Raw genomic sequence first — 19,693 nt, forward strand, 5'->3', positions numbered from 1 at the left:
CGCCGGCAGGTTGGGCTATCATGAACTACCCCACCGCATAGGCGGATGGGGTTTCTGATGCCCCATCCCCTTGACGGCAGGATTTTAGTCTCTTCCTCTGCCCCAGGTGCTTCATAGCCCCGCAGGACTTTGAAGTAGAGCTGAAGCATCCAAGACTCACGAGGCCGGTTCCCAACCCCGGTTGCCGATTAGTGGCAACGTTGTACATCACCATCACCGAGCCCCGATCCCTCGGGATTTCAAACCCACAACCAGAGCAGACATGATAGCGGTTGCTCAAGTCCGCCCACTCCTTGTGGACTGCCCCGCACTTGGGACAGCGTTGCGAGGGCTTGAGGGTTTGCGTAGGAAACATGAGAACTAAACCACCTTTCTGCTCGATTTTGTAGGTAATCATTCGGTTGAGGGTACCAAACCCCACCGACAGAATGGACTTGTTTAGCCCTGCCTTGCGCTTCCCACCCTTGCGGGTCATCCCTTTGACATGCAACTTCTCCGTTACGCCGACGTCATAACGACGAGCTATCTCTGACGTAACTTTGTGTTGCCAGTCTCTTCTCTGACGAGCAGCCTTTGCTTGCAGTTGCGCTTCCCGCCGGTGAATTTTCTTCCATCTCCTGGAAGCCTTTACGCCCTTTTTAGGGGCACGCTTTCTGCGCTTCAGTCTGGCGACTCTGCGAATCTTCTCCTCACTCCGCTGGGTAAAGCGGGGATTAGTAATCTCCCGAAACTCCGCCCCGTCAAACAACGTCAGGGCGGTCTCTGTACCCAGGTCATAGGCAACGATGGACTCGTACTGCAAATCCGACTGTGAACCAAACTTAGGTTCAGGTATCGCCACCTCGACCGTAAACGAAGCGAACCACTGCCGCCGGGACGGCTTGTAGACGATAGTCAGCGTTGTTGGCACGCCCCAATGCTTGGCTTGACCGCGCATTTTCAGCGTAATGCCCAAGTCATTGAGTGTGACCGTGCCATGCTTTCCCGTGCTGTTGACCTTCCACCCCGACCGGGCAGGATACGTCCAGCCCGAATACCGGCGAATGGACCTGAACCTCGGCTTCCTACTCAGTCCTCGAAAGAACCGTTGGTAAGCATAATCCACCCGCTTGACGGTAGCTTGCAGGGCTTGGGAGTTCAGTTGGGCAAACTCCACCCACACCTGCTTGAATTCGGGGAGTAGGTTCTGCTGTTCCAGGTAGGTCACCGTTCGGCGGTGGAGCTTGTACTCGGTTTCCCGATGGCTGACACAGGCGTTGTAGAGGTAGCAGTGCAGACGACGGGCCTCGAACAAAGCCTTTTCCTGAGCTTTGCTGGGATACAGTCGAAAGGTCTGCCTTCTGGTTGCCATATGCGTTATCCTACCCCCACCTGCCCCAGTTCTGAGTGCTCCACAAATCCAGTGGCGCTATCCATCCCCACCCTACAGAGGGTGGGGAATTCCGCGCGTTTTGTTAAAGTCTTCTACAGACCAGATCCGCGATTGGCGAGGGGGCGACAGGGATCCATGTCCGAGATCGAGGTCTTCGATGCGGAGCAGTTGGCCGGGCTGATCGAGGGTCTGGCAGAGGCGATCGGCAGGGATCATCCCCACCCCCAAAAGTTGACGTTGATCGGCATTCGCACCCGGGGAGTCCCCTTGGCCTACCGCCTGCGGGATCGGATTGCCACTCTACTGGGGATCCCGCCCCAAGTAGGGGAGCTGGACATCACTTTTTTCCGCGACGATTTGAGCGCCGGCGGGTTGCGCACCCCCGATCGCAGCGAAATGCCGCGTGACCTGACCGGCCAAGAGGTGGTGCTGGTGGATGATGTTATCTTTCGCGGTCGCACCGTGCGAGCAGCTTTGGAGGCTCTAAACCACTTTGGGCGACCGGAACGGGTGCGATTGGCGGTGTTGATCGACCGGGGTCACCGGCAGTTCCCCATCCAGCCCGATTACTGCGGTTGTCAGCTTTCCACAGAACCGGAGCAAACGGTGAGAGTCCATCTGCGGGAAACCGATGCGGAAGAGCGGGTGCTGTTGATAGACAAAACGGCAAAGATCAAGTCCTGAGCCGGCGCTGGGGTGCGGTATTTTGGGGATGACCTGCTAAAACTTGCCGCCATGCCTCGGTTGCCGGAAACCCGCCGTTACGCTGTTTTGGGTACGGGTGCTTTGGGAGGATTTTATGGGGCGAAATTGCAACAGGCGGGCTTTTCGGTGCATTTTCTGCTGCACAGCGACTATGACCATGTTCGCCAAAGCGGCCTCTGGGTGCAGTCCTGCTGGGGGGATTTTCATTTGCCCCAGGTGAATGCCTACGCAGCCGTGGAGGACATGCCGGCTTGCGAAGGCGTGATCGTGGCTTTGAAAGCCACCCAAAATGCGCTTCTGCCGCACTTGATCCCGCCTGTGTTGGCCGAGAATGGCGTGGTGATCTTGTTGCAAAACGGGCTGGGGGTGGAACCCGAGATTGCCGATTGCGTTGGCCCAGAGCGGGTCATGGGGGGCCTCTGCTTCATCAGCTCCAATAAGGTTGGCCCCGGCCACATTCACCATCTGGATTACGGTTCGGTGCTGCTGGCAGAGTACGGCCCTGGCTATGCCCCCCAAGGGATCACGCCCCGCCTTCAACAAGTTCAAGCCGATTTTCAACGGGCAGGGATCCCGACTTCGCTCTCACCAGATTTGATGTTGGCCCGCTGGCAGAAACTGGTCTGGAATATTCCCTTCAACGGCCTCTCGGTGGTGTTCAATGCCGATACTCAGCAAATGATTCGAGACCCTGAGGCCCGTGCTTTGGCGGAAACGCTGATGCAGGAGGTGATACAGGGAGCTGCAGCTTGTGATCGCCTGCTTCCCGACTCCCTGATCCAAGAAATGCTCACCAATACCGAGAAAATGGCCCCCTACCGCACCAGCATGAAAATCGACTATGAGCGCAAACGTCCTCTGGAACTGCAGGTGATCTTCGGCAACCCACTGCAGTACGCTCGACAAGCTGGGATCCATCTGCCACGGGTTGAAATGCTCTACCGACAGTTGCAGGTGTTGGATCGCCTGAATCGAGGGATCCTTGGGGAGCAGCAGGCTTAAGTTTTTCAAGATCCGGCGGAGCAATCCCAGGGCTGGAGCAGGCTTTCTCCTTTGCTTGCGGGTAGACTGAGCCGCAGTCGTGTACTGTTGCTCTGGCTTTATGCCGCTGGGATCCACCCACGATCGCATCACCCTCTGGACAGCCCCCGGCATCACCTTAGCCGCCGGTTTGCTGGGGAACAGCACCACGGTTGCTCTGGCCGTGGGATCGGCCTATCTATTCAGCGGCCTGATGTTTTCTGGAGATCTGGACACCTGTTCTCGACAGTATCAACGCTGGCTGTTCTTGCGTTGGATTTGGCTGCCCTACCGCAGGTGGATACGGCATCGCTCCTTTTGGTCTCATGGGCCGATTGTGGGCACTGCCGTGCGGGTGCTGTACTTGAGCCTATGGGCAGGAGGAGTTGGCCTGCTGGGGGCTTGGCTGGGATCCCGGTTGGGCTGGTGGATGTGGCAACCCTGGGTGTGGCGCAGCGATCTCTGGCAATTGCTGCAAGTTCACGCCGAGATGCTCTTTTGGATTGGGATGGGGTTGGAACTGGGATCGGTGAACCACAGCCTAAGCGACTGGATGGTCTCCCGCTGGAAACGCTGGCGCAGAAAACGCCGTCAGGTTCGATCTCCTGCCAGGCGACTCAGCTATCGTGGCTAGGGATCCATTGGGCCAAGGTTTGATTTTTCGCCCGCCACGGCATTTGAATGGCAGTGAGGTTACCTACTGTTCCGCAACGCGTAGTCATTTATCTCACCGTCAAGGTGAAACAAACGACCGGTTGCTTCCTGCTAAGGCCTCCGGCCCGCTACGCGAGCAGTTGAAATAGAGGGTAATAAGAACCACGACTGCTATCAGCCCCTCACCCCCCCTTGAACCTGTGCTGTGCCCACAACTCCGCGACCTATCCTCTCAAGAGGGCTGAAACTGCAAATCTTGGCCAATTACCCTTTAGCCCAGGTACTCTGCTTGTGGCCATTTCGATTCAAACTGGGACACTGCACCCATACCTAAAGCCTTGAATACAGGGAATCAGAAGGCTCTCCTCAGTAGCCCAAGCGTCTCACCCTAACTTGAAACGACTACTTGAAGCAGTTTTGTCAAGAACATTTCCTCTTACGTTGGCTAGGTATTGCAATTCAATCTCAATAAAGCTATGCTGTTACTCAGTTGAGTGGTGGAGTCATATCCATCAGTCTTCCTCTCTTGTCTTGGATGTGCCAGGGATCCTGTGCTGGCAGAGCTGGCCATCTGCGTCAGCAGGGATCCCTTTTTCTCCTCTCCAAGGCTAAGCAAGGTTCTGTGCTAATGAGAGTCAGAATCAGTTGATAGAGAGATTTTTTGCTTGCTCATGTCAATCTGTGGAGGTGGCAGTGTAAAGGAGCAACAGCGGCTGAGGGTTATGGCTTTGGAAGGGGGCAATCTGGCTTCGGGAACCGGAAGACAAGACCGAATACAAAGATTGCTGCTCTAGTTTCCTTTGCAAACTTGTCAGAAGCTAAGGAAAAAGACCAACCTTTTGGGACAAACTGTCTGTCCTATGTCTTGTTTTGTCGTTCAAAAATTTATGTTGGGCTCAAGAGAAACTCTAGAAAAAAGTTGAATCAGGTGGAAGAATCAGTTAGAATCTAGCTGGCGTTAACGCTAACCGCGACGAAGAGACTGGAGGGAGGAAAGCCTAACAGCCTCTCTCCTTTTTTCTGTAGGGGTTACCCTCACTCTCAAACCCCATCTCATGAGAAGGGAGGAAGACCAAATACCCTATGACTTGAAATAGCAGCATTTTCATTAACTTTTGTTTTACTCTCTATGCCAAACTTGATACTAAGCTAAAGAGTTGCTCCTCGATCTTGTAACCATTGGACAGCCAGCCTGTGTTGGCGTTTTTGTGCATAGGCTAAGGGGGTATGCCCATCTTCATTGCGAGGGTTTAGTTCGGCTCCATTTTCCAGCAAAAGCTCCAGGATTTCGATGTGTCCTTCCCAAGCAGCCCAGTGCATCGGTGTCGCCCCGAATCGGTTGCGCGCATTCACATTGGCCCCGTACAAGAGCAGAAAGCGAGCGATGCCCAAATCCCCTCGGGTGGCGGCTTCATGCAGAGGGGTTCGGCCTGTTTCGTCAGTGGCATCCACCGGCGCTCCCTTGGATAGTAGGCGGGCCAGAATGCTTTTTCGACCGGTGGCTGTGGCCCAGTGGAGAACACGACCGGTGTTGGCTCCCTTTTGGATGAGCAGACCGATTACTTCTACCTGATCGGTTAAAGCAGCCCGATGGAGAGGGGTATAGCCATGGTTATCTGGGAGATTGATATCACTGCCTGCCCTCAAGAGACGCTCCACCAGCTTGACCTGACCGCTGGCGGCAGCCAAATGGAGAGGGGTAGCACCTGTGGGATCTAAGGCATTGGGGGAGGCGCCATATACTAAGAGCAAGTCCAGCAGTCCCAGATGGCCAAGGAGTGTCGCTTTGTGAAGCAAGGTCATTCCCTGAGCATCGACAGCATTTACATCTTCCCCCCGCTGCAAATGGGCCAATAATTGTTTTAGATCTCGATTGGCAAGAGCTTGATGAAGTGCTTCACTCATAACAGATAGAAATAAAAAAGCCAAGTTGCAATGAAGTTGGGCAACAGAAAGGAATCCTCGATAGGCCGGAATGGAGGCTCCAAACAACTTGGGCAAAGTCTAACACTGGATCCCTGCTGCTGAGGGAAGCGGGAGAACCAAGCGCTTGGTGGGATCCCTTGGTCAAGCCGGGGCCGCAGCGATAGACTAGAGCTGGTTTTTGGCCAGGTCTTTTCCCGATCCCTTAGTTGCGCCACCGTTTATGGATTACTACGCGATCCTGAACCTATCTCCTGCAGCGGACATTGAAGAGATTAAACAGGCGTTTCGACGGTTGGCGCGGCAGTTTCACCCTGATGTGGCAGGGGAGGGATCCCGAGAGCGTTTCCAACAAATCCACCAAGCCTACCAAGTGCTGAGCGACCCTGAGCAGCGGCGGCGCTACGATGCACAACGTCAATCTGCACAACGTCAATCTGCACAACGTCAATCTCCACCCAGCTCTCCTGCTGCCGGCGAAAGGCGGGTGGTCATTCGCAGCATAGGCCCCTCATCGGCAGAGCAGCCCAATCCGGAAGGGCTCAAGGAGGGGATTGCCCGCGTCAAGGCAGCCTGGCGGGAGCGGAAGTTGCCCACGGCGGTGGCCCAGGCGGAGGCGCTGCTGAAACGGTTTCCCAACTCCAGCGAGGCCATCCACATCTTGGCGTTGGCCTACCAGCGCTTCGGCAACCATTTGATCTACGAGGGGCGCTATCAGCAGGCGGAAGCCTACTTGAGAAAAGCTTTGGCCACGGAGCCGCACAACCGAGAATTGGCCTTTGAAATCAAGCGAGATTTAGCCCGTCTGGGCATTCGGGAGGGATCCCGCTAACTTGCCTGCGTTGGGATCCCCAACGTCTGAGCTGCCCACTGCCGGAGTTGTTGGCGGTTGACTTTGCCCTGAGGGTTGCGCGGGATCCCCGTACACCACAGCCAGTGCTTGGGGTGCTTGAAGGGACTCAGTTGGCGGCTTAGGTGTTGCTTCAGGTGCATTTCCAGCTCTTTGGGGATTGCCGGGATCCCTGTTTTGGGGACGACCACCGCCACCACCTGCTGCCCCCATTCGGCATCCGGTAGGCCCAACACGCACACATCTTCCACCCAGCCGCTGGCTCGGATCTCCCCTTCCACTTCTGCAGCCATCACCTTTTCCCCGCCGGTTAGGATTAGGTCATCGGCTCGACCTAACCAATAGAGGGATCCCTGTCGGTCTAGATAGCCCAAATCGCCGGGGGTAAAGCCTTGCTGTTGCCCTTCGCGCAAGCGGTGCGTAGCATTTAGGTGCGGGTAGTAGCCCAGTGCCAGCGACTCTGCCTGAATGTGAATGTAGCCCACAGCATGGCTGGGCAGGGGATCCCCTTTTTCGCTGCGGATCTGGAGCTTGGCGTGGGGCAAGGGCCGGCCCAGGCTATCGTTGCCTTGCCAAAACGCTTCCGGCAACAGCGTACAAACTTGGGAAGCCGTTTCCGTCGTGCCATAGGTGAGGGCAAGGGGAAGGTGAAGTTGCCGGGCCTGTTGCCGCAAGCTGGGCCAGGTGGGGCCACCGCCGACCAAAATGGCCCGAAATTGGCGCAGGCTCTCCAAAACTCCCGGATGGGCGCTGAGCAACAGCCGCTGCAACTGAGTGGGCACCAGCGACAGAAAGCTCCCCGGCAGAGGGGGATCCCAAGACTCGGCCTGCTGTTGCCGTTTCCAATCCCAGACAACCCACTGCCCACCGCTCAGCCAGGAGCGGACTGCCTGCATCAAGCCGCTGACGTGGTACAAGGGCAGAAGGCAATAGCTGTGTACAGGCCCGACGGCAAAGTGCTGTTGGTGGGCTTTGGCCGAGGCACTGAGGGTCAGCCAAGAGTGCAGGGCCCATTTCACTTGGCCGCCAGAGCCACCCGTGGGGATGCCGATCAGCGGCCAATGGGAGCTGGGCACAGCTTCCCGCAAATCCCGCAGGCGCGGATTCAAGGGGGCGGGATCCCCTTCCAGTCGGCCCTGGCGCCAGCACCAGCCGGATCCCATATCCGCCAAAGCCTGTCCCCATTCCCGTTCTCCCCAGTGGGGATTACCCAGGAACAGCGGGATCCCCAAGCGTTGGCAGGTCAAAACTGCCGCCCACACCTGCACTGGACGCGAGTCCGCCACCAGCAGGGGAACGGCCTTGTCTGCCAAAGGGCGCAGTTGCTCTTCCAGTTTGGACAGGCACTCCTTCAAGTCTCCGCCATCCTCGGACAAGACAATCGACCTCATGGGCTATGGGTATGCCATCTCAACGGCTTCGCGGATCCCCTGCATTTTATTAGGGGATCCCCCCTCGATTTCCTTGGCAAGGAACGGTGAGGATAGGTTTGGGCTTGGCTTATCTTGGCTTATCATGATCTAGGTTTGAACTGGGAGGTCTGTGTTGTGATCGAGCCGATTTTGTTGGGGATCGTCTTGGGCATGGTGGTGGTCACCTTGGCGGGCTTATTCGTGGCAGCCTACAGGCAGTATCAACGCAGCAACAAGATCGGCCTGTAGGAGCAGCCTTTGGGGGGGTTGGAGAAAACCCATAGGGGAGAGAGAGATTGAGGTGGCATGGCAATGCACTGGCTGCGCACAGTTGCTGCTTTGCGGGAGCAGGTAGCCGATTGGCGGGGATCCACAGTTGGCTTGGTGCCCACGATGGGATCCCTGCATGAGGGCCATCTCAGCCTAATCCGCCGCTGCCGGCAAGAGTGTGACCACACGGTGGTCAGCATTTTCGTCAATCCGCTGCAATTTGGCCCCAACGAAGACTGGGATCGCTATCCCCGCGACGAAGAGGGGGACCGAGCTTTGTGCGAGGCAGCAGGTGTGGATGTGGTGTTTGCGCCTGACCCGCAAGAGATGGGAGCCGACCCCGCAACCGGAAGCGACCGCACCTGGGTCATGCCCCCCGAATCCCTTCTGCAGACCCTCTGCGCCCCCCACCGACCTGGCCACTTTCGCGGTGTAGCCACCATTGTGCTGCAACTGCTGAACCTGGTGCAGCCGCAGCGGGCCTACTTCGGCCAAAAAGACGCCCAGCAACTGGCGATCATTCAGCGTTTGGTTCGGGATCTGCAAATACCCACCACGATTGTTCCCTGCCCCACGGTGCGAGAAGCCGATGGCCTCGCCTGTAGCTCCCGCAACCGCTACCTTTCTGCTGCTGAACGACAGGTGGCTGCCGGGCTGTACCGGGCCTTGCGTCGGGGATATGACCATTGGCAGGCCGGGGATCCCTCAGCAGAAGGGATCCTTTCCGCCGCCCGTGCTGAGCTGGAGCATACCCCAGAGCTGCAACTGCAATACCTGGAATTGGTGGATTCCCAAACGCTGCAACCGCTGCCGCGGGTGGAAGACAAGGGCCTGCTGGCCATTGCTGCCTATGTGGGGCAGACTCGCCTGATCGACAACCTGCTCCTTTCCCCAGAGCAAGGGGATCCCTCGCCGGAGAGAGTCCAGCATGCGGCACCGCCCTCTTCCGGCACGACTTCTCCCCCGCGTCGCCCGCTGATTGCCATTGACGGCCCGGCTGGAGCCGGAAAATCCACCGTGGCGCGGGCAGTGGCAGCCCAACTGCAACTGCTCTACTTGGATACCGGAGCCATGTATCGGGCCATCACTTGGCTGGCGCTGCAAAGAGGGATCCCTTTGGACGATGCCGAGCAACTCACCCAACTGGCCGCCCAAACCCAGCTCACCCTGCAAAGTGGCACCTCTTCGACAGAGCCGACCCGCATCTGGGCCGATGGCGAAGAAATTACCCAGGCCATTCGCTCTCCGGAAGTGACCCGCTGGGTCTCTCACGTGGCGGCAGTGCCGGGAGTACGCCAGGAGCTGGTGAAGCGGCAACGCAGCATTGGCCGGGATGGCGGTGCTGTCTTGGAGGGGCGGGATATCGGCACCCACGTCTTTCCTGATGCAGAGCTGAAGGTTTTCTTGACCGCTTCTGTTGGGGAGCGGGCGCAGCGTAGGCAACACCAACTCCAAGCCCAAGGGCAAATGGTGCCTCTCGAAGAATTGAAAGCGCAAATCGAGCAGCGGGATCGCCGCGACAGCGAACGGCTCATCTCTCCCTTGCGGCCTGCCCCCGATGCCATCTTGATCGACACAGATCACCTGAGCCAATCCGAGGTGCAAGACAAGATTGTCATGTTGTACCGGCAACTTTTGGAGCGATCCGGCTCCGCCCATTTCGATCAGTAGCCTTAACTCAATCAAGAACAAATCAACGGGATGAATAAGATCTTCGAGGAGCTGACTGGCTTGAGCAGCTTGGGTTTAGTCCTTCGACGCCACCCATATCCCGTAACGGAGCGCTATGGTTAATGTCTTCCTCTTGGCCTTTTTGCTGCTCCTCTCAGGAGCTTGCTCTGGGGCCGAAACCGCCATCACGGCCATGGACAACCTGCGCCTGGAATCTCTGATCGAAGAACAAGGGGATCCACAGGGCTTGTATCGACTGGCCCAACAACAGCGCTCGCGGCTGATCACCACCCTGTTGCTGGTGAACAACTTTGTCAACATCGGCATTGCCGCTTTGGCCACAACCCTCTCTATTGAACTGTTGGGAACCCAGATTGGAGCTTTGGCCGCCACCGTGCCCACCACAATTGTGGTGCTCCTGTTTGGGGAAGTAGCCCCAAAGTCCTTGGCGGTGAGCCATCCGCTAGGGGTGTTCCGCTGGGTGGTGCGGCCTGTTCATGTCCTATCGGTGCTGCTGCGCCCTTTTAGCGACGCTTTTGAGTGGGTTGTCAGCAGGCTCTTCAACCTATTGGAGTTCTCCCCGCTGACGGCTACTGCTTCTCTCAAGGATTTGGAGCTGTTGATCGATGTGTTGGGGCAGCGGGGGCTGCTGGATTGGCAAAAACGGCGGCTGTTCCGTGGGGCCTTGGCTTTGGACTTGCTGCAGGCGCGGGACGTGGCCAAGCCCAGAGTTAAAATGGAGACCATCTCCCACGACAAAACACTGCAGGATGTGGTGAAGCTCTGTTTGGAAACGGGCTACTCGCGCATCCCCGTGCAGGGAGAATCCAAGGACGAGATCGTCGGCATTATCCACCTCAAGCAAGCCTTGCGCTATCTCGATCAAAAAGGCAATGCCGAAGTGACCCAGGCGATGGCACCGCCTTTTTTTGTGCCGGACACCAAGCGGGTCAGCCTGTTGCTCAAGGAAATGCTGCGCTCTCGCCAACACCTGGGGATCGTGGTGGATGAGTTCGGCGGCACCACCGGCCTGATCACGCTGGAGGACATTTTGGAGGAGCTGGTGGGCGATATTTACGACGAGAGCGATCTCTCCCCCCTGCTGCTGCGGCGGCAGCGGCGACCAGGTGGAGCTTCTACCTCCCCTGGCTGAGAACAGGAGCAAGGGGATCATCCCCTCTCTAAGTCCTAGCTGGCTCTGGAGGGATCCGTCTCCGCGGCTGTTGGGTTTTCGTGCGCGCCGGGAGTGAGCTCCCCAAAGCCGGCCTCGACGGGATAGCGGGCCACAAAAAAGATCCAGAAGCTGTGGATCCCCAACCCCAAAGCCCACCAGCCCAACAGGGGCACCAGCCACGGCCAATCCGCGCGGTACAGTTGCTGAAAAAACACCAGCCCAGACCCGCTACAGAGGAAAACAGACAGGTGGGCGGCATAGGTATAGCGATCATCCAGCTTGCGAAATTCGGGATCCCGACGGGAGGGCTTCCGGGGCCAGCGAGGCGGCATGGCAAAACCATCCAGTTAAAACCTTCTCCAGTGTAGAACAGCCGTCGGCGGGGATCCCTGAGACTTGGGAGCGGCATTTCTGCTGCGGAACCCCAGTTTCAACGCCCGTTTGCCCAGCCAGCGCACGAGCCAACCCATCAACAGCACCGCCACCACCGCCAGCAGCAGAGAAGTGACGTTTTCGCCGGTGGCCAACAGCGGGTTGCCCAGCCCCCCTGTGGTGGTGGTAGAGGTCACCAGTGTGGCACAAAAATGCGAAACTGAGGCCCAGCCCCCAAAAAATGGCCGGTATGCCCTTTCCTCAGCGTTGATGGGAGTGCTCCCGCCAAGCGCAACTGGGGGGATCCGTCTCGGCTGGCTGAACCTCGAACTCCAGCGGTCCCTCTTCAGTGTACAGGTGCAGGTCGAACCAGAAGGTGGATCCCTGTTCTAGCTTGCTCTCCAGGCAGATGCGGGTTCGATGTTTCTCCAGGATGTTGCGCACGATGGCCAACCCCAGGCCGGTGCCCTCTAGGGTGTGGACCCGGTTCTCGACACGGAAAAAGCGGTCGAAAATCCGCTCCTGATCTTCTGGGGCAATGCCAATGCCTGTATCGGCCACCGCCACCCGCACTGCCTGCGGGGATCCATCCGCCTGAACCACCAGGTGGGCATGTACCGTCACCAGGCCCCCTGAGGGGGTGAACTTGAGGGCATTGCCCAGGAGATTGGTCATCACCTGCAGCAGCAGATCGTAGTTGCCCCAGACCAGCGGCAGATCCGGATCGACGAACTTGCGCAGCTGGATCCCTTTGTCGCGGGCCTGCAGTTGGTGGGTGCGCAAAGTCTGCTCGATCACTGCCGCGATGTCGACACCTTCAAAGTGGTACTGCTTGCCCGATTCCAGACGAGACAAATCCAAAACATCGTTGACCAGGCGGGTGAGGCGATCGGTTTCGCGGTTGGCAATTTCCAGGTAGTCCAGCCGCTCCGCCGAGGACATCTGCTCGCCGTACTCGTAGAGGGTCTCGATAAAAGACTTGATGCTGAAGAGGGGGGTGCGCAGCTCGTGGCTGATGTTGCTGATGAATTGAGCCTTGGCTTCGTTGAGCTCCACCTCGCGGGTGATGTCCTGCACCGTCATCACGATCCCCTTGAGATTTTGCCGCCGCGGATCCGACACCGGTGAAAGCAGAATGCGAATGACGCGCTTGGTGGGGCCGGTGAGGTTGACGCGAACTTCCTCTGCCTCTTGATCCCCGCGGGCAATGTGCATCAGAGGGCGGGCCAGTTGCTGCCGCAGATCCTCCGGCAACAGCTCCGGCAAGGGTTTGCCCAAAACGGGATCCCCTTCCCAGCCAAACATGCGGGAGGCGGCAGGGTTGAGCAGCAGCACCCGCAACTCGGCATCCAGCAAAATGGCAGCATCGACGATGGAGAAGACCAAGGTCTCCAACTTGGCTTTGGCGGCAGCCAGTTCCTCGATGTTTTGCTCTTCGTAGCTTTGCAGCCGCTCCGCCATCTCGTTAAAGCTGTCGATGAGCTGGGCCAGCTCTCCCCCGAAGGGCAGGTCGATGCGCTGCTTGAAGTTACCTTTGGTGATCTCCTGGACACCTTTGACCAGCTCTTTGATGGGATAGGTGATGGTGAGGGCATTGACCACCGCTCCCAGGATGGCCAAGACCCACACCGCCAAAAACACCCCAATCGAGACCTCCCGCGCCAGCTGGGTGGAGCGCACCAGGGCGGGATTGGGATTGATGCCCAAGCCGAGGGTGCCCAAAAAGCGGCCCTGATGGTAGATGCCGACGAAAATATCCGTCACCCGCCCAGCAGGGGTGAGGTGGGTGCGCACCAGCGGTTGGCCCTCAGCAGGGGGGCGATTGTCCGGCAGTTGCATGCGACGGGTAAGGCTGAGGGAGGTTTTCACCTCCTGATTGGAGAACGGGATCCCGTAGTAGATGTTTCCTTCGGGATCGGCGTAGAGCAAATAGCGGATGCTGCTGGTGCTCTCAAAGTACTGGCGGGACAGTTGGGCGACTTCGCCAATGCGATCTTCCGCAATTAGAGGGGCAACATTGGCCGCCAAAAGCAACCCCAGATCCCGGCCAAAGCGGGCCTCGTTGAAGCGGGCATCCTGCTGCACGGTGCTGACGGCCCAGAAGGTGAAACTGCTCACCACCAATGAGACCACTAGCGTTGCCACAAAGAGCAACTGAGTTTCCAACCGCAGTTTTTGCTTCCATCGCGCCCACCAGCGCCGCAGGGATCCCATAGAGATCCCGGTCGTTGTTGGCACTGACATGTCCACAGCGCCAGGCAATGGCTCGGCAGGAGAAGAAGCCAGCTCAGGAGATTGGACTTCGGCAATGGGCTCGGCTGGCTCGACGGTGCTGACAGGAGGCATGAACCCAACGTGAACAGATAGCGTGAACGGATATAGGGCGGTGATTCGCCACCATTCTGACATGGGCAGGCGATCCCTTTGTCTCAGCCAAGGCCGGGTGAGAACCGGTATGGGATCCCGGCTTCGCAACGCAACCTGCTCCAGCCGACCTGCAGGGGAGTGGTTGCCAATACCGATAAAGGTATCCCCAAGCAAAGCTTTTCAGCGCCCCTAAAGTTGATAGACTAGAAAACCGTGCTTCACCAGGTCAGAGTGACCGGAAAAATCGTGACCAACAGCCCCGTCAGCCAATTTATCCAACATCATTTTCGCCACTTCAACGCAGCCGCGCTGCTGGATGCAGCCAAAGGTTATTGTGCTCACCTGGAAAAGGGCGGCAAGATGATGGTGACCTTGGCCGGTGCCATGAGCACAGCAGAGCTGGGCCTTTCCCTAGCTGAGATGATCCGGCAGGGTAAGGTTCACGCCATCTCCTGCACCGGCGCCAACCTGGAAGAGGACATCTTCAACCTCATCGCCCACGACTTCTACGAGCGCGTGCCCCACTACCGCGATCTTAGCCCGCAGCAGGAGCAGGAGCTGCTGGAGCGGCACCTGAACCGGGTAACCGATACCTGCATTCCCGAAGAGGAGGCGATGCGGCGCCTAGAAAAAGCCCTCTTGGAAGAGTGGATGGCTGCCGACCAGGCGGGCGAGCGCTATTTTCCCCATGAGTTTATCTACCGCATCCTGCGCAGCGGCCGGCTGGAGCCCTACTACCAGATCAATCCGCGGGACTCTTGGGTTTACGCGGCTATGGAGGCCAACTTGCCCATCTATGTGCCGGGATGGGAAGACTCCACCACCGGCAACATGTATGCCGCCCACTGCATCACGGGTGAGATCCGCAATGTACACACCGTCCGCACAGGGATCGAGTACATGATCCACCTGGCGGACTGGTACCTGCGCACCTCGGCGGAATCCTCCATCGGCTTCTTTCAAATTGGCGGCGGCATAGCTGGGGATTTCCCCATTTGTGTGGTGCCCATGCTCCATCAAGATCTGGGTCGCCAGGGCGTGCCCATGTGGGGCTATTTCTGCCAGATCAGCGACTCCACCACCAGCTACGGCTCCTATTCGGGAGCAGTGCCCAATGAGAAGATCACCTGGGGCAAGCTGGCTGTCGATACCCCCAAGTTTGTCATCGAGTCGGATGCCACCATTGTGGCACCTTTGATCTTTGCCTGGGTGCTGGGGTGGTGAGAGAAGCGGAATCAATCCATATGCCCGTCAGCGGATGCCGAGCGGGGCCAGCGGGACAAAAGGATCGCAGCTTCCCAGCGGCGCAGATCCTGGGCAATGCGCAGGGGCGTGAGGCCGTAGCCGTCCGGCTCGTCGATCTCGGAGCCATGTTCCAGCAGCAGCCGAACGACCTCGGGGTTGCCGGACCAAGCGGCAAAATGCAGGGGAAGGCCACCGGCGCCAAAACGAGCGTTCACCTCGGCCCCTCCCTGGAGCAGGGCTTTCGTAACCTCAGGGTTGCCCAGGCGAGCCGCTTGGTGCAGTGGGCTAGCTCCCCCATGGTCTAGTTGATTGGGATCCGCCCCCGCTGCCAGCAAAAGACGGGCGTTGAGGCCGCTCTCCACGAAAAACAGGGCTGTCTTGCCCCGCTCATCGACAGCGTTGGCGTCTTTCCCCAGCCAGAGAGCCAGTTGCAGCCGCAGCGGGTTGGCTTGGGCCAAGGCTTGTGGATCTTCTGGTAGGGAGTATCCATAGAATCCCAGACCCCCCACTAGCAGGGATCCCAGTCCGACAGCGATTTTTAGGACCTGACCTCGCATAGCCCTATTCCTCAAGGAAAAGGATGGCGAGCCCCTGCCTGGGCAGAGCCTGGGCCGAGAGCAGCAACGGGTTGCTGAGGGCAGGTTGCGCGGCAGCAGCGGGGAAGAGACGCAAAAACTCCTGCAGCGGCAGCAGCTCGCATTGGGATTCCTCGGCGGCGGCCGTGCGATACATGGTGGGGATGACCAGCTTGGGCTGCAGCGCCTCAATGGCCGCCTTGGCCCCGGCAGGATCGTAATTTTTCGGCCCACCCCCCACTGGCACCAGCAACAGGTCGGGACGAGCAAGCAGAATGGACTGCTCCCGCGTAATTGGCTGCAGCGCCCCTCCCAAATGGACAATGTCGATCCCAGCCATGCGCCAGCGCCAACCCACGTTTACGCCAAAGCGAGGGCCACGGGGCATGCGTACTCCTTGCACCCGGATCCCGTCAATCAGATAGTCTCCCGGCTGAAACAGCACCTTGGGGTTGCCGGGCACCACATCCAAAGCACCCTCATCCAACAAGCGGCTGCTGAGCAACACCAGATCGGCAGCAACTCGTGGGGCAGGATAGCCAGCCGTACAGCCCGCCGGCCGAAACGGGTTGACCAGAAACCGTCGGCCCTCCCCCTCGAACAAAACACAACTGTGGTGCAGCCAAGTCAGTTGCAGCCCCTGCGAGCTGGAGCCGGGAGTGAACTCTATAGACCCTGGGGTTGTTGGCGTTTCCGAACCTTGTGCCGGCGCTGTCTGAGCGCCCGCTTTGCGCCCTCTGGCCAGGTTCACGGCCATCGATCCCAGCAGCCCAGCGCTGGCTTGCAGAAGCTGGCGACGCTTCATGGAGTGGGGATCCCTGATGTAACAACGGCAACGGTTTCCTGAGGTTTCTGCGAAACATTGGGCTGAGCAGCAGTTGAGGCTTTGGCGCTGCGCAGGAAGTTGCTCAACAAGCGCTTGCCCTCTGCAGTCAAGATGCTCTCCGGGTGGAACTGCACGCCCTGAACGTGGGGATAGCGGCGGTGGCGTACCCCCATGATGATCCCATCGCCTGTTTGAGCCGTCACCTCCAGCTCGTCAGGACACGTAGAAGGCTCGATCACCAAGCTGTGGTAGCGGGTGGCCGTGAAAGGCTGGCTCAACCCCTCAAACACCCCCACCCCTCGATGGTAAATGAGCGAGGTTTTGCCATGCATCAGCTCAGGTGCGCGCACGATCTGACCACCGTAGACCTGGCCAATGCACTGGTGCCCCAGACAAACCCCCAAAATCGGCAGCTCTGGCCCCAGCTCCCGAATCAACTCCAGGGAGATCCCGGCATCTTCCGGCCGCCCTGGCCCAGGAGAGATAACTACAGCTTGCGGCTGCATTCGGCGCAGGTCGTCAACGGAGAGCTGGTCATTGCGAAAAACCTGAAGCTGAGCTCCCAACTCCCCCAGGTACTGCACCAAGTTGTAGGTAAAGCTGTCGTAGTTGTCGATGACGACCAGCACGATAGCATCCGGCAACGGCACCCCATTTTAGCACTTGCTTGAGCTGCTGTTCTTGATCCAAAGAAGCAGAGTAACTGGCGCTTTTTGCAGGGGAGCAGTCGACGCCCCAAGAAAGCTTGTATCCTAGAAGGTACAACCCACAGGAAGCAGTGAATTGGGCGGGTTTCCAGGTTTCCCAATGTTGATTTGGATCCCATGAGTGCGCTTCTCTCCCCGGCAACCGATTTGCTGGACGAGTTGCGGCAGCTTTTCCCCTTCGAGCTGGACGACTTTCAGATCCGAGCCATTCAGGTTCTGGCTGCTGGGGAATCGGTGGTGGTCTGTGCTCCCACGGGATCCGGCAAGACCCTGATCGGAGAGTATGCCATCTATCGGGCCCTATCCCAGGGCAAGCGGGTTTTCTATACAACGCCCCTGAAGGCCCTCTCCAACCAAAAGTTCCGGGATTTTGGCCAGCAATTCGGCCCAGAACAGGTTGGCCTGCTCACCGGCGACATCTCCATCAACCGGGAGGCGCCGATCTTGGTGATGACCACCGAGATCTTCCGCAACATGCTCTATGGCACGCCGCTCTCTCTGGCCGTTCAGAGAGGAGCCTCCGGCGATGGGATGGAACCTTGGGAGGAGGCGGAGGCCTTGAGTCGGGATCCCTTGCGAGAGGTGCAGGCGGTGATCCTGGACGAATGCCATTACATGAACGACCAGCAGCGGGGCACCGTCTGGGAAGAAGCAATCATCTACTGCCCCCCCACGATCCAGCTCATTGCCCTTTCTGCCACCCTGGCCAACAGCGACCAGCTCACCGATTGGATGAACCAGGTGCATGGCCCCACCCATCTGATCGACTCCAACCACCGCCCGGTGCCGCTGCAATTTCACTTTGCCAATCGCAAAGGGCTGTTCCCCCTGCTGGAGCAAACCGAGTCCGGCCAGTGGGTTTGCAATCGCCGCCTGAAAAGCAAACTCCCCAAGTCAGGTCAGTCTCCCTATGGGGGAGTGCCGGATATGGTGCAGGTGGTGGAGAACTTGCGCCAGCGGGACATGCTGCCGGCCATCTATTTCATCTTCAGTCGCAAAGGCTGTGATATGGCCGTGGCCAGCGTAAGGGATCTGGACTTGGTAGCCAGCGAGGAAGAACGGCAGCAGTTGGCCGAGCAGATCGACCGCTTTTGTCGAGAAACGCCCGAAGCTGTCCGCCGAGATCAGTTGGATGCCCTTTACCGGGGTATTGCCGCTCACCATGCCGGCATGTTGCCTGCCTGGAAGGGACTGGTGGAGCATCTGTTTCAGCAGGGGCTAGTGAAGCTGGTCTTCGCCACTGAGACTTTGGCCGCCGGGATCAACATGCCCGCCCGCACAACTGTCATCTCCTCCCTTTCTAAGCGCACCGACAACGGCCACCGCCTCTTGACCGCTTCCGAGTTCATGCAAATGTCGGGCCGAGCCGGACGGCGGGGCAAGGACATCATCGGCCATGTGGTGACGGTGCAATCCCCGTTTGAGGGGGCCCAAGAAGCTGCGCGGCTGGCCACCTCTGGAGCGGATCCCTTGGTGAGCCAGTTTACCCCCACCTATGGCATGGTGCTGAACCTGCTGCAAAAGCACTCTTTGGAAGCAGCACGGGATCTGATCAACCGCAGCTTCGGCCAGTATTTGCTCTCGTTGCAAAAGTTGCCCGAACAACAGGAGATCCTGCACACGCGCGCCGAGCTGGAGGAGATCGACCGTCTCTTGGGAGGCATTGCCGACGAAGATATCGCCCGCTATGAGAAGATGCAGGCGCAACGGCGGGAAGAACGACGCATTTTGCGCTACTTGCTCAAACAACGGGAAGCTGAGCCGGATCCCACCTTGCGGCTGTTGGCCTTTCCCCACATTCATGCCCAAGAGGAAAAAATCCGTGCCCTAGAAGCTCAAATCCGAGAGAACCCCGCTCACCAAGTGGGGAAAAAATTGCTGGGTTTGCGAGAAAAACGCCAGCGCTTGCTCAAGCGCCTCGAGCACCTGGAGCGGCAAAGCGATTCCGTGCAGGAGTTGCGCTGGCAGCAATTTATGGCCTTGGTGGGGGTGTTGCAGGATTTCAACTGTCTGCAAGAGTATCAACCTACCGATAGCGGAGAGGTGGTGGCCGCGCTGCGGGGGGATAACGAGCTCTGGCTGGCGCTGGCTCTGCTCTCGGGTGAGTGTCAGGGCTGTGCTCCTCATCATTTGGCCGGAGTTGTGGCTGCCTTGGTCTCAGAGGCTCCCCGTTCAGGTACCTACAGCCGGCTGCGCACCTCGGGGCTGGTGGAGGATGTGCTGCACGGATTGCGGGGTTTACGGCGGCAGCTGTTCCGCAGCCAACGGCAACACCAGGTGTTTCATGTGCCGATCGGGTTTGAGCCCAGCTTGGCCGGGATCGTCGAACATTGGGCGCAAGGGATCCCTTGGGAAACCCTAGAAGCCAGCACCAACCTAGATGCCGGAGACTTGGTGCGCCTGATCCGCCGCACGCTGGATTTGCTTTCTCAGATCCCTTATGTTCCCCATCTGCCGGCGGAGTTACGGGAAAATGCCCGTCAAGCCCAAAAAATGCTGGATCGCTTCCCGGTGAGCGAGTTGATCTAGCGAGCTCAGACCGTTTGCTGT

At 58.5% G+C, this 19,693-nt stretch carries 18 protein-coding genes; 9 read left to right on the plus strand and 9 right to left on the minus strand.

The annotated features are described in order from the left end of the window. Nucleotides 1-25 precede the first annotated feature (25 nt). Complete coding sequence (locus ACVWY9_RS07070) at nt 26-1,351, minus strand: RNA-guided endonuclease InsQ/TnpB family protein (protein ID WP_457387906.1); 1,326 nt, start codon at nt 1,349-1,351, stop codon at nt 26-28. A gap of 156 nt (nt 1,352-1,507) precedes the next feature. Between ACVWY9_RS07070 and pyrR the strand changes: the two genes are divergently transcribed. The 3 genes from pyrR to ACVWY9_RS07085 all read left to right on the plus strand — a co-directional run bounded on the left by pyrR (nt 1,508) and on the right by ACVWY9_RS07085 (nt 3,731). Beyond that, nucleotides 1,508-2,056 carry a bifunctional pyr operon transcriptional regulator/uracil phosphoribosyltransferase PyrR gene (gene pyrR / locus ACVWY9_RS07075; RefSeq protein WP_457387907.1) on the plus strand — a complete coding sequence of 183 codons (549 nt, stop codon included), beginning with the start codon at nt 1,508-1,510 and terminating at the stop codon, nt 2,054-2,056. 51 nt (nt 2,057-2,107) lie between these two features. Beyond that, nucleotides 2,108-3,079 (plus strand): putative 2-dehydropantoate 2-reductase, encoded by a 972-nt coding sequence (locus ACVWY9_RS07080; RefSeq protein ID WP_457387908.1) that lies wholly within the window; start codon nt 2,108-2,110, stop codon nt 3,077-3,079. A gap of 100 nt (nt 3,080-3,179) precedes the next feature. After that, complete coding sequence (locus ACVWY9_RS07085) at nt 3,180-3,731, plus strand: metal-binding protein (protein ID WP_457387909.1); 552 nt, start codon at nt 3,180-3,182, stop codon at nt 3,729-3,731. Between the two features lie 1,169 nt (nt 3,732-4,900). Here ACVWY9_RS07085 and ACVWY9_RS07090 read toward each other — a convergent pair. Further along, nucleotides 4,901-5,656 carry an ankyrin repeat domain-containing protein gene (locus ACVWY9_RS07090; RefSeq protein ID WP_457387910.1) on the minus strand — a complete coding sequence of 252 codons (756 nt, stop codon included), beginning with the start codon at nt 5,654-5,656 and terminating at the stop codon, nt 4,901-4,903. Nucleotides 5,657-5,897: 241 nt separating this feature from the next. Here ACVWY9_RS07090 and ACVWY9_RS07095 point away from each other — a divergent pair, with 241 nt between their 5' ends. Next, nucleotides 5,898-6,506 carry a J domain-containing protein gene (locus tag ACVWY9_RS07095; RefSeq protein ID WP_414373594.1) on the plus strand — a complete coding sequence of 203 codons (609 nt, stop codon included), beginning with the start codon at nt 5,898-5,900 and terminating at the stop codon, nt 6,504-6,506. Here the strand turns inward: ACVWY9_RS07095 and ACVWY9_RS07100 are convergent. Then, nucleotides 6,503-7,915, minus strand: coding sequence for a 2-succinylbenzoate--CoA ligase (locus ACVWY9_RS07100; RefSeq protein ID WP_457387911.1), 1,413 nt, complete (start codon nt 7,913-7,915; stop codon nt 6,503-6,505). The genes ACVWY9_RS07095 and ACVWY9_RS07100 overlap by 4 nt on opposite strands. Nucleotides 7,916-8,071: 156 nt before the next feature. On the opposite strand from ACVWY9_RS07100, the gene petG reads away from it, so the two are divergent. From petG to ACVWY9_RS07115, 3 genes are all read left to right on the plus strand, one after another. After that, the gene (gene petG, locus ACVWY9_RS07105; RefSeq protein WP_011433989.1) at nt 8,072-8,185 is read left to right on the plus strand and encodes a cytochrome b6-f complex subunit V; all 114 of its coding nucleotides are present in this window, start codon (nt 8,072-8,074) and stop codon (nt 8,183-8,185) included. Nucleotides 8,186-8,248: 63 nt separating this feature from the next. Continuing rightward, nucleotides 8,249-9,877, plus strand: coding sequence for a bifunctional pantoate--beta-alanine ligase/(d)CMP kinase (locus tag ACVWY9_RS07110; protein WP_457387944.1), 1,629 nt, complete (start codon nt 8,249-8,251; stop codon nt 9,875-9,877). Nucleotides 9,878-9,992: 115 nt separating this feature from the next. Further along, nucleotides 9,993-11,030, plus strand: coding sequence for a hemolysin family protein (locus ACVWY9_RS07115; RefSeq protein WP_414358051.1), 1,038 nt, complete (start codon nt 9,993-9,995; stop codon nt 11,028-11,030). 35 nt (nt 11,031-11,065) lie between these two features. On the opposite strand, the gene ACVWY9_RS07120 is transcribed toward ACVWY9_RS07115, so the two are convergent. The 3 genes from ACVWY9_RS07120 to ACVWY9_RS07130 all read right to left on the minus strand — a co-directional run bounded on the left by ACVWY9_RS07120 (nt 11,066) and on the right by ACVWY9_RS07130 (nt 13,769). Next, nucleotides 11,066-11,383 carry a hypothetical protein gene (locus tag ACVWY9_RS07120; RefSeq protein WP_011433986.1) on the minus strand — a complete coding sequence of 106 codons (318 nt, stop codon included), beginning with the start codon at nt 11,381-11,383 and terminating at the stop codon, nt 11,066-11,068. A 15-nt stretch (nt 11,384-11,398) separates the two neighbouring features. Then, nucleotides 11,399-11,620 carry a hypothetical protein gene (locus ACVWY9_RS07125; protein ID WP_457387912.1) on the minus strand — a complete coding sequence of 74 codons (222 nt, stop codon included), beginning with the start codon at nt 11,618-11,620 and terminating at the stop codon, nt 11,399-11,401. Between the two features lie 64 nt (nt 11,621-11,684). After that, nucleotides 11,685-13,769, minus strand: coding sequence for a HAMP domain-containing sensor histidine kinase (locus ACVWY9_RS07130; RefSeq protein ID WP_457387913.1), 2,085 nt, complete (start codon nt 13,767-13,769; stop codon nt 11,685-11,687). Between the two features lie 267 nt (nt 13,770-14,036). Between ACVWY9_RS07130 and ACVWY9_RS07135 the strand changes: the two genes are divergently transcribed. Beyond that, nucleotides 14,037-15,014, plus strand: a complete 978-nt coding sequence (locus ACVWY9_RS07135; protein ID WP_457387945.1) for a deoxyhypusine synthase family protein — start codon at nt 14,037-14,039, stop codon at nt 15,012-15,014. An 11-nt stretch (nt 15,015-15,025) separates the two neighbouring features. On the opposite strand, the gene ACVWY9_RS07140 is transcribed toward ACVWY9_RS07135, so the two are convergent. Genes ACVWY9_RS07140 through ACVWY9_RS07150 form a run of 3 tightly spaced genes read right to left on the minus strand, consistent with a single transcriptional unit; the run spans nt 15,026 to nt 17,065 of the window. Next, the gene (locus ACVWY9_RS07140; protein ID WP_457387914.1) at nt 15,026-15,592 is read right to left on the minus strand and encodes an ankyrin repeat domain-containing protein; all 567 of its coding nucleotides are present in this window, start codon (nt 15,590-15,592) and stop codon (nt 15,026-15,028) included. A 4-nt stretch (nt 15,593-15,596) separates the two neighbouring features. Next, on the minus strand, nt 15,597-16,415 hold the full coding sequence (locus ACVWY9_RS07145; protein WP_457387915.1) for an MBL fold metallo-hydrolase: 819 nt from the start codon (nt 16,413-16,415) through the stop codon (nt 15,597-15,599). Then, nucleotides 16,412-17,065: an anthranilate synthase component II gene (locus tag ACVWY9_RS07150; RefSeq protein ID WP_011433980.1), complete on the minus strand. Its 654-nt coding sequence runs from the start codon at nt 17,063-17,065 to the stop codon at nt 16,412-16,414. The genes ACVWY9_RS07145 and ACVWY9_RS07150 overlap by 4 nt, the downstream gene beginning before the upstream one ends. 195 nt (nt 17,066-17,260) lie before the next feature. Between ACVWY9_RS07150 and ACVWY9_RS07155 the strand changes: the two genes are divergently transcribed. Continuing rightward, nucleotides 17,261-19,672: a DEAD/DEAH box helicase gene (locus ACVWY9_RS07155; protein WP_414406825.1), complete on the plus strand. Its 2,412-nt coding sequence runs from the start codon at nt 17,261-17,263 to the stop codon at nt 19,670-19,672. The last annotated feature ends 21 nt before the right edge of the window (nt 19,673-19,693 follow it).

It is taken from the genome of Thermostichus sp. OS-CIW-31, assembly GCF_054060305.1.

Coding starts and splice junctions, on each gene's coding strand:
- ACVWY9_RS07070 (WP_457387906.1), bottom strand. CDS start 1,351: ATGGCAACCAGAAGGCAGACCTTTCGACTGTATCCCAGCAAAGCTCAG.
- pyrR (WP_457387907.1), top strand. CDS start 1,508: ATGTCCGAGATCGAGGTCTTCGATGCGGAGCAGTTGGCCGGGCTGATC.
- ACVWY9_RS07080 (WP_457387908.1), top strand. CDS start 2,108: ATGCCTCGGTTGCCGGAAACCCGCCGTTACGCTGTTTTGGGTACGGGT.
- ACVWY9_RS07085 (WP_457387909.1), top strand. CDS start 3,180: ATGCCGCTGGGATCCACCCACGATCGCATCACCCTCTGGACAGCCCCC.
- ACVWY9_RS07090 (WP_457387910.1), bottom strand. CDS start 5,656: ATGAGTGAAGCACTTCATCAAGCTCTTGCCAATCGAGATCTAAAACAA.
- ACVWY9_RS07095 (WP_414373594.1), top strand. CDS start 5,898: ATGGATTACTACGCGATCCTGAACCTATCTCCTGCAGCGGACATTGAA.
- ACVWY9_RS07100 (WP_457387911.1), bottom strand. CDS start 7,915: ATGAGGTCGATTGTCTTGTCCGAGGATGGCGGAGACTTGAAGGAGTGC.
- ACVWY9_RS07110 (WP_457387944.1), top strand. CDS start 8,249: ATGCACTGGCTGCGCACAGTTGCTGCTTTGCGGGAGCAGGTAGCCGAT.
- ACVWY9_RS07115 (WP_414358051.1), top strand. CDS start 9,993: ATGGTTAATGTCTTCCTCTTGGCCTTTTTGCTGCTCCTCTCAGGAGCT.
- ACVWY9_RS07120 (WP_011433986.1), bottom strand. CDS start 11,383: ATGCCGCCTCGCTGGCCCCGGAAGCCCTCCCGTCGGGATCCCGAATTT.
- ACVWY9_RS07130 (WP_457387913.1), bottom strand. CDS start 13,769: ATGCCTCCTGTCAGCACCGTCGAGCCAGCCGAGCCCATTGCCGAAGTC.
- ACVWY9_RS07140 (WP_457387914.1), bottom strand. CDS start 15,592: ATGCGAGGTCAGGTCCTAAAAATCGCTGTCGGACTGGGATCCCTGCTA.
- ACVWY9_RS07145 (WP_457387915.1), bottom strand. CDS start 16,415: ATGAAGCGTCGCCAGCTTCTGCAAGCCAGCGCTGGGCTGCTGGGATCG.
- ACVWY9_RS07155 (WP_414406825.1), top strand. CDS start 17,261: ATGAGTGCGCTTCTCTCCCCGGCAACCGATTTGCTGGACGAGTTGCGG.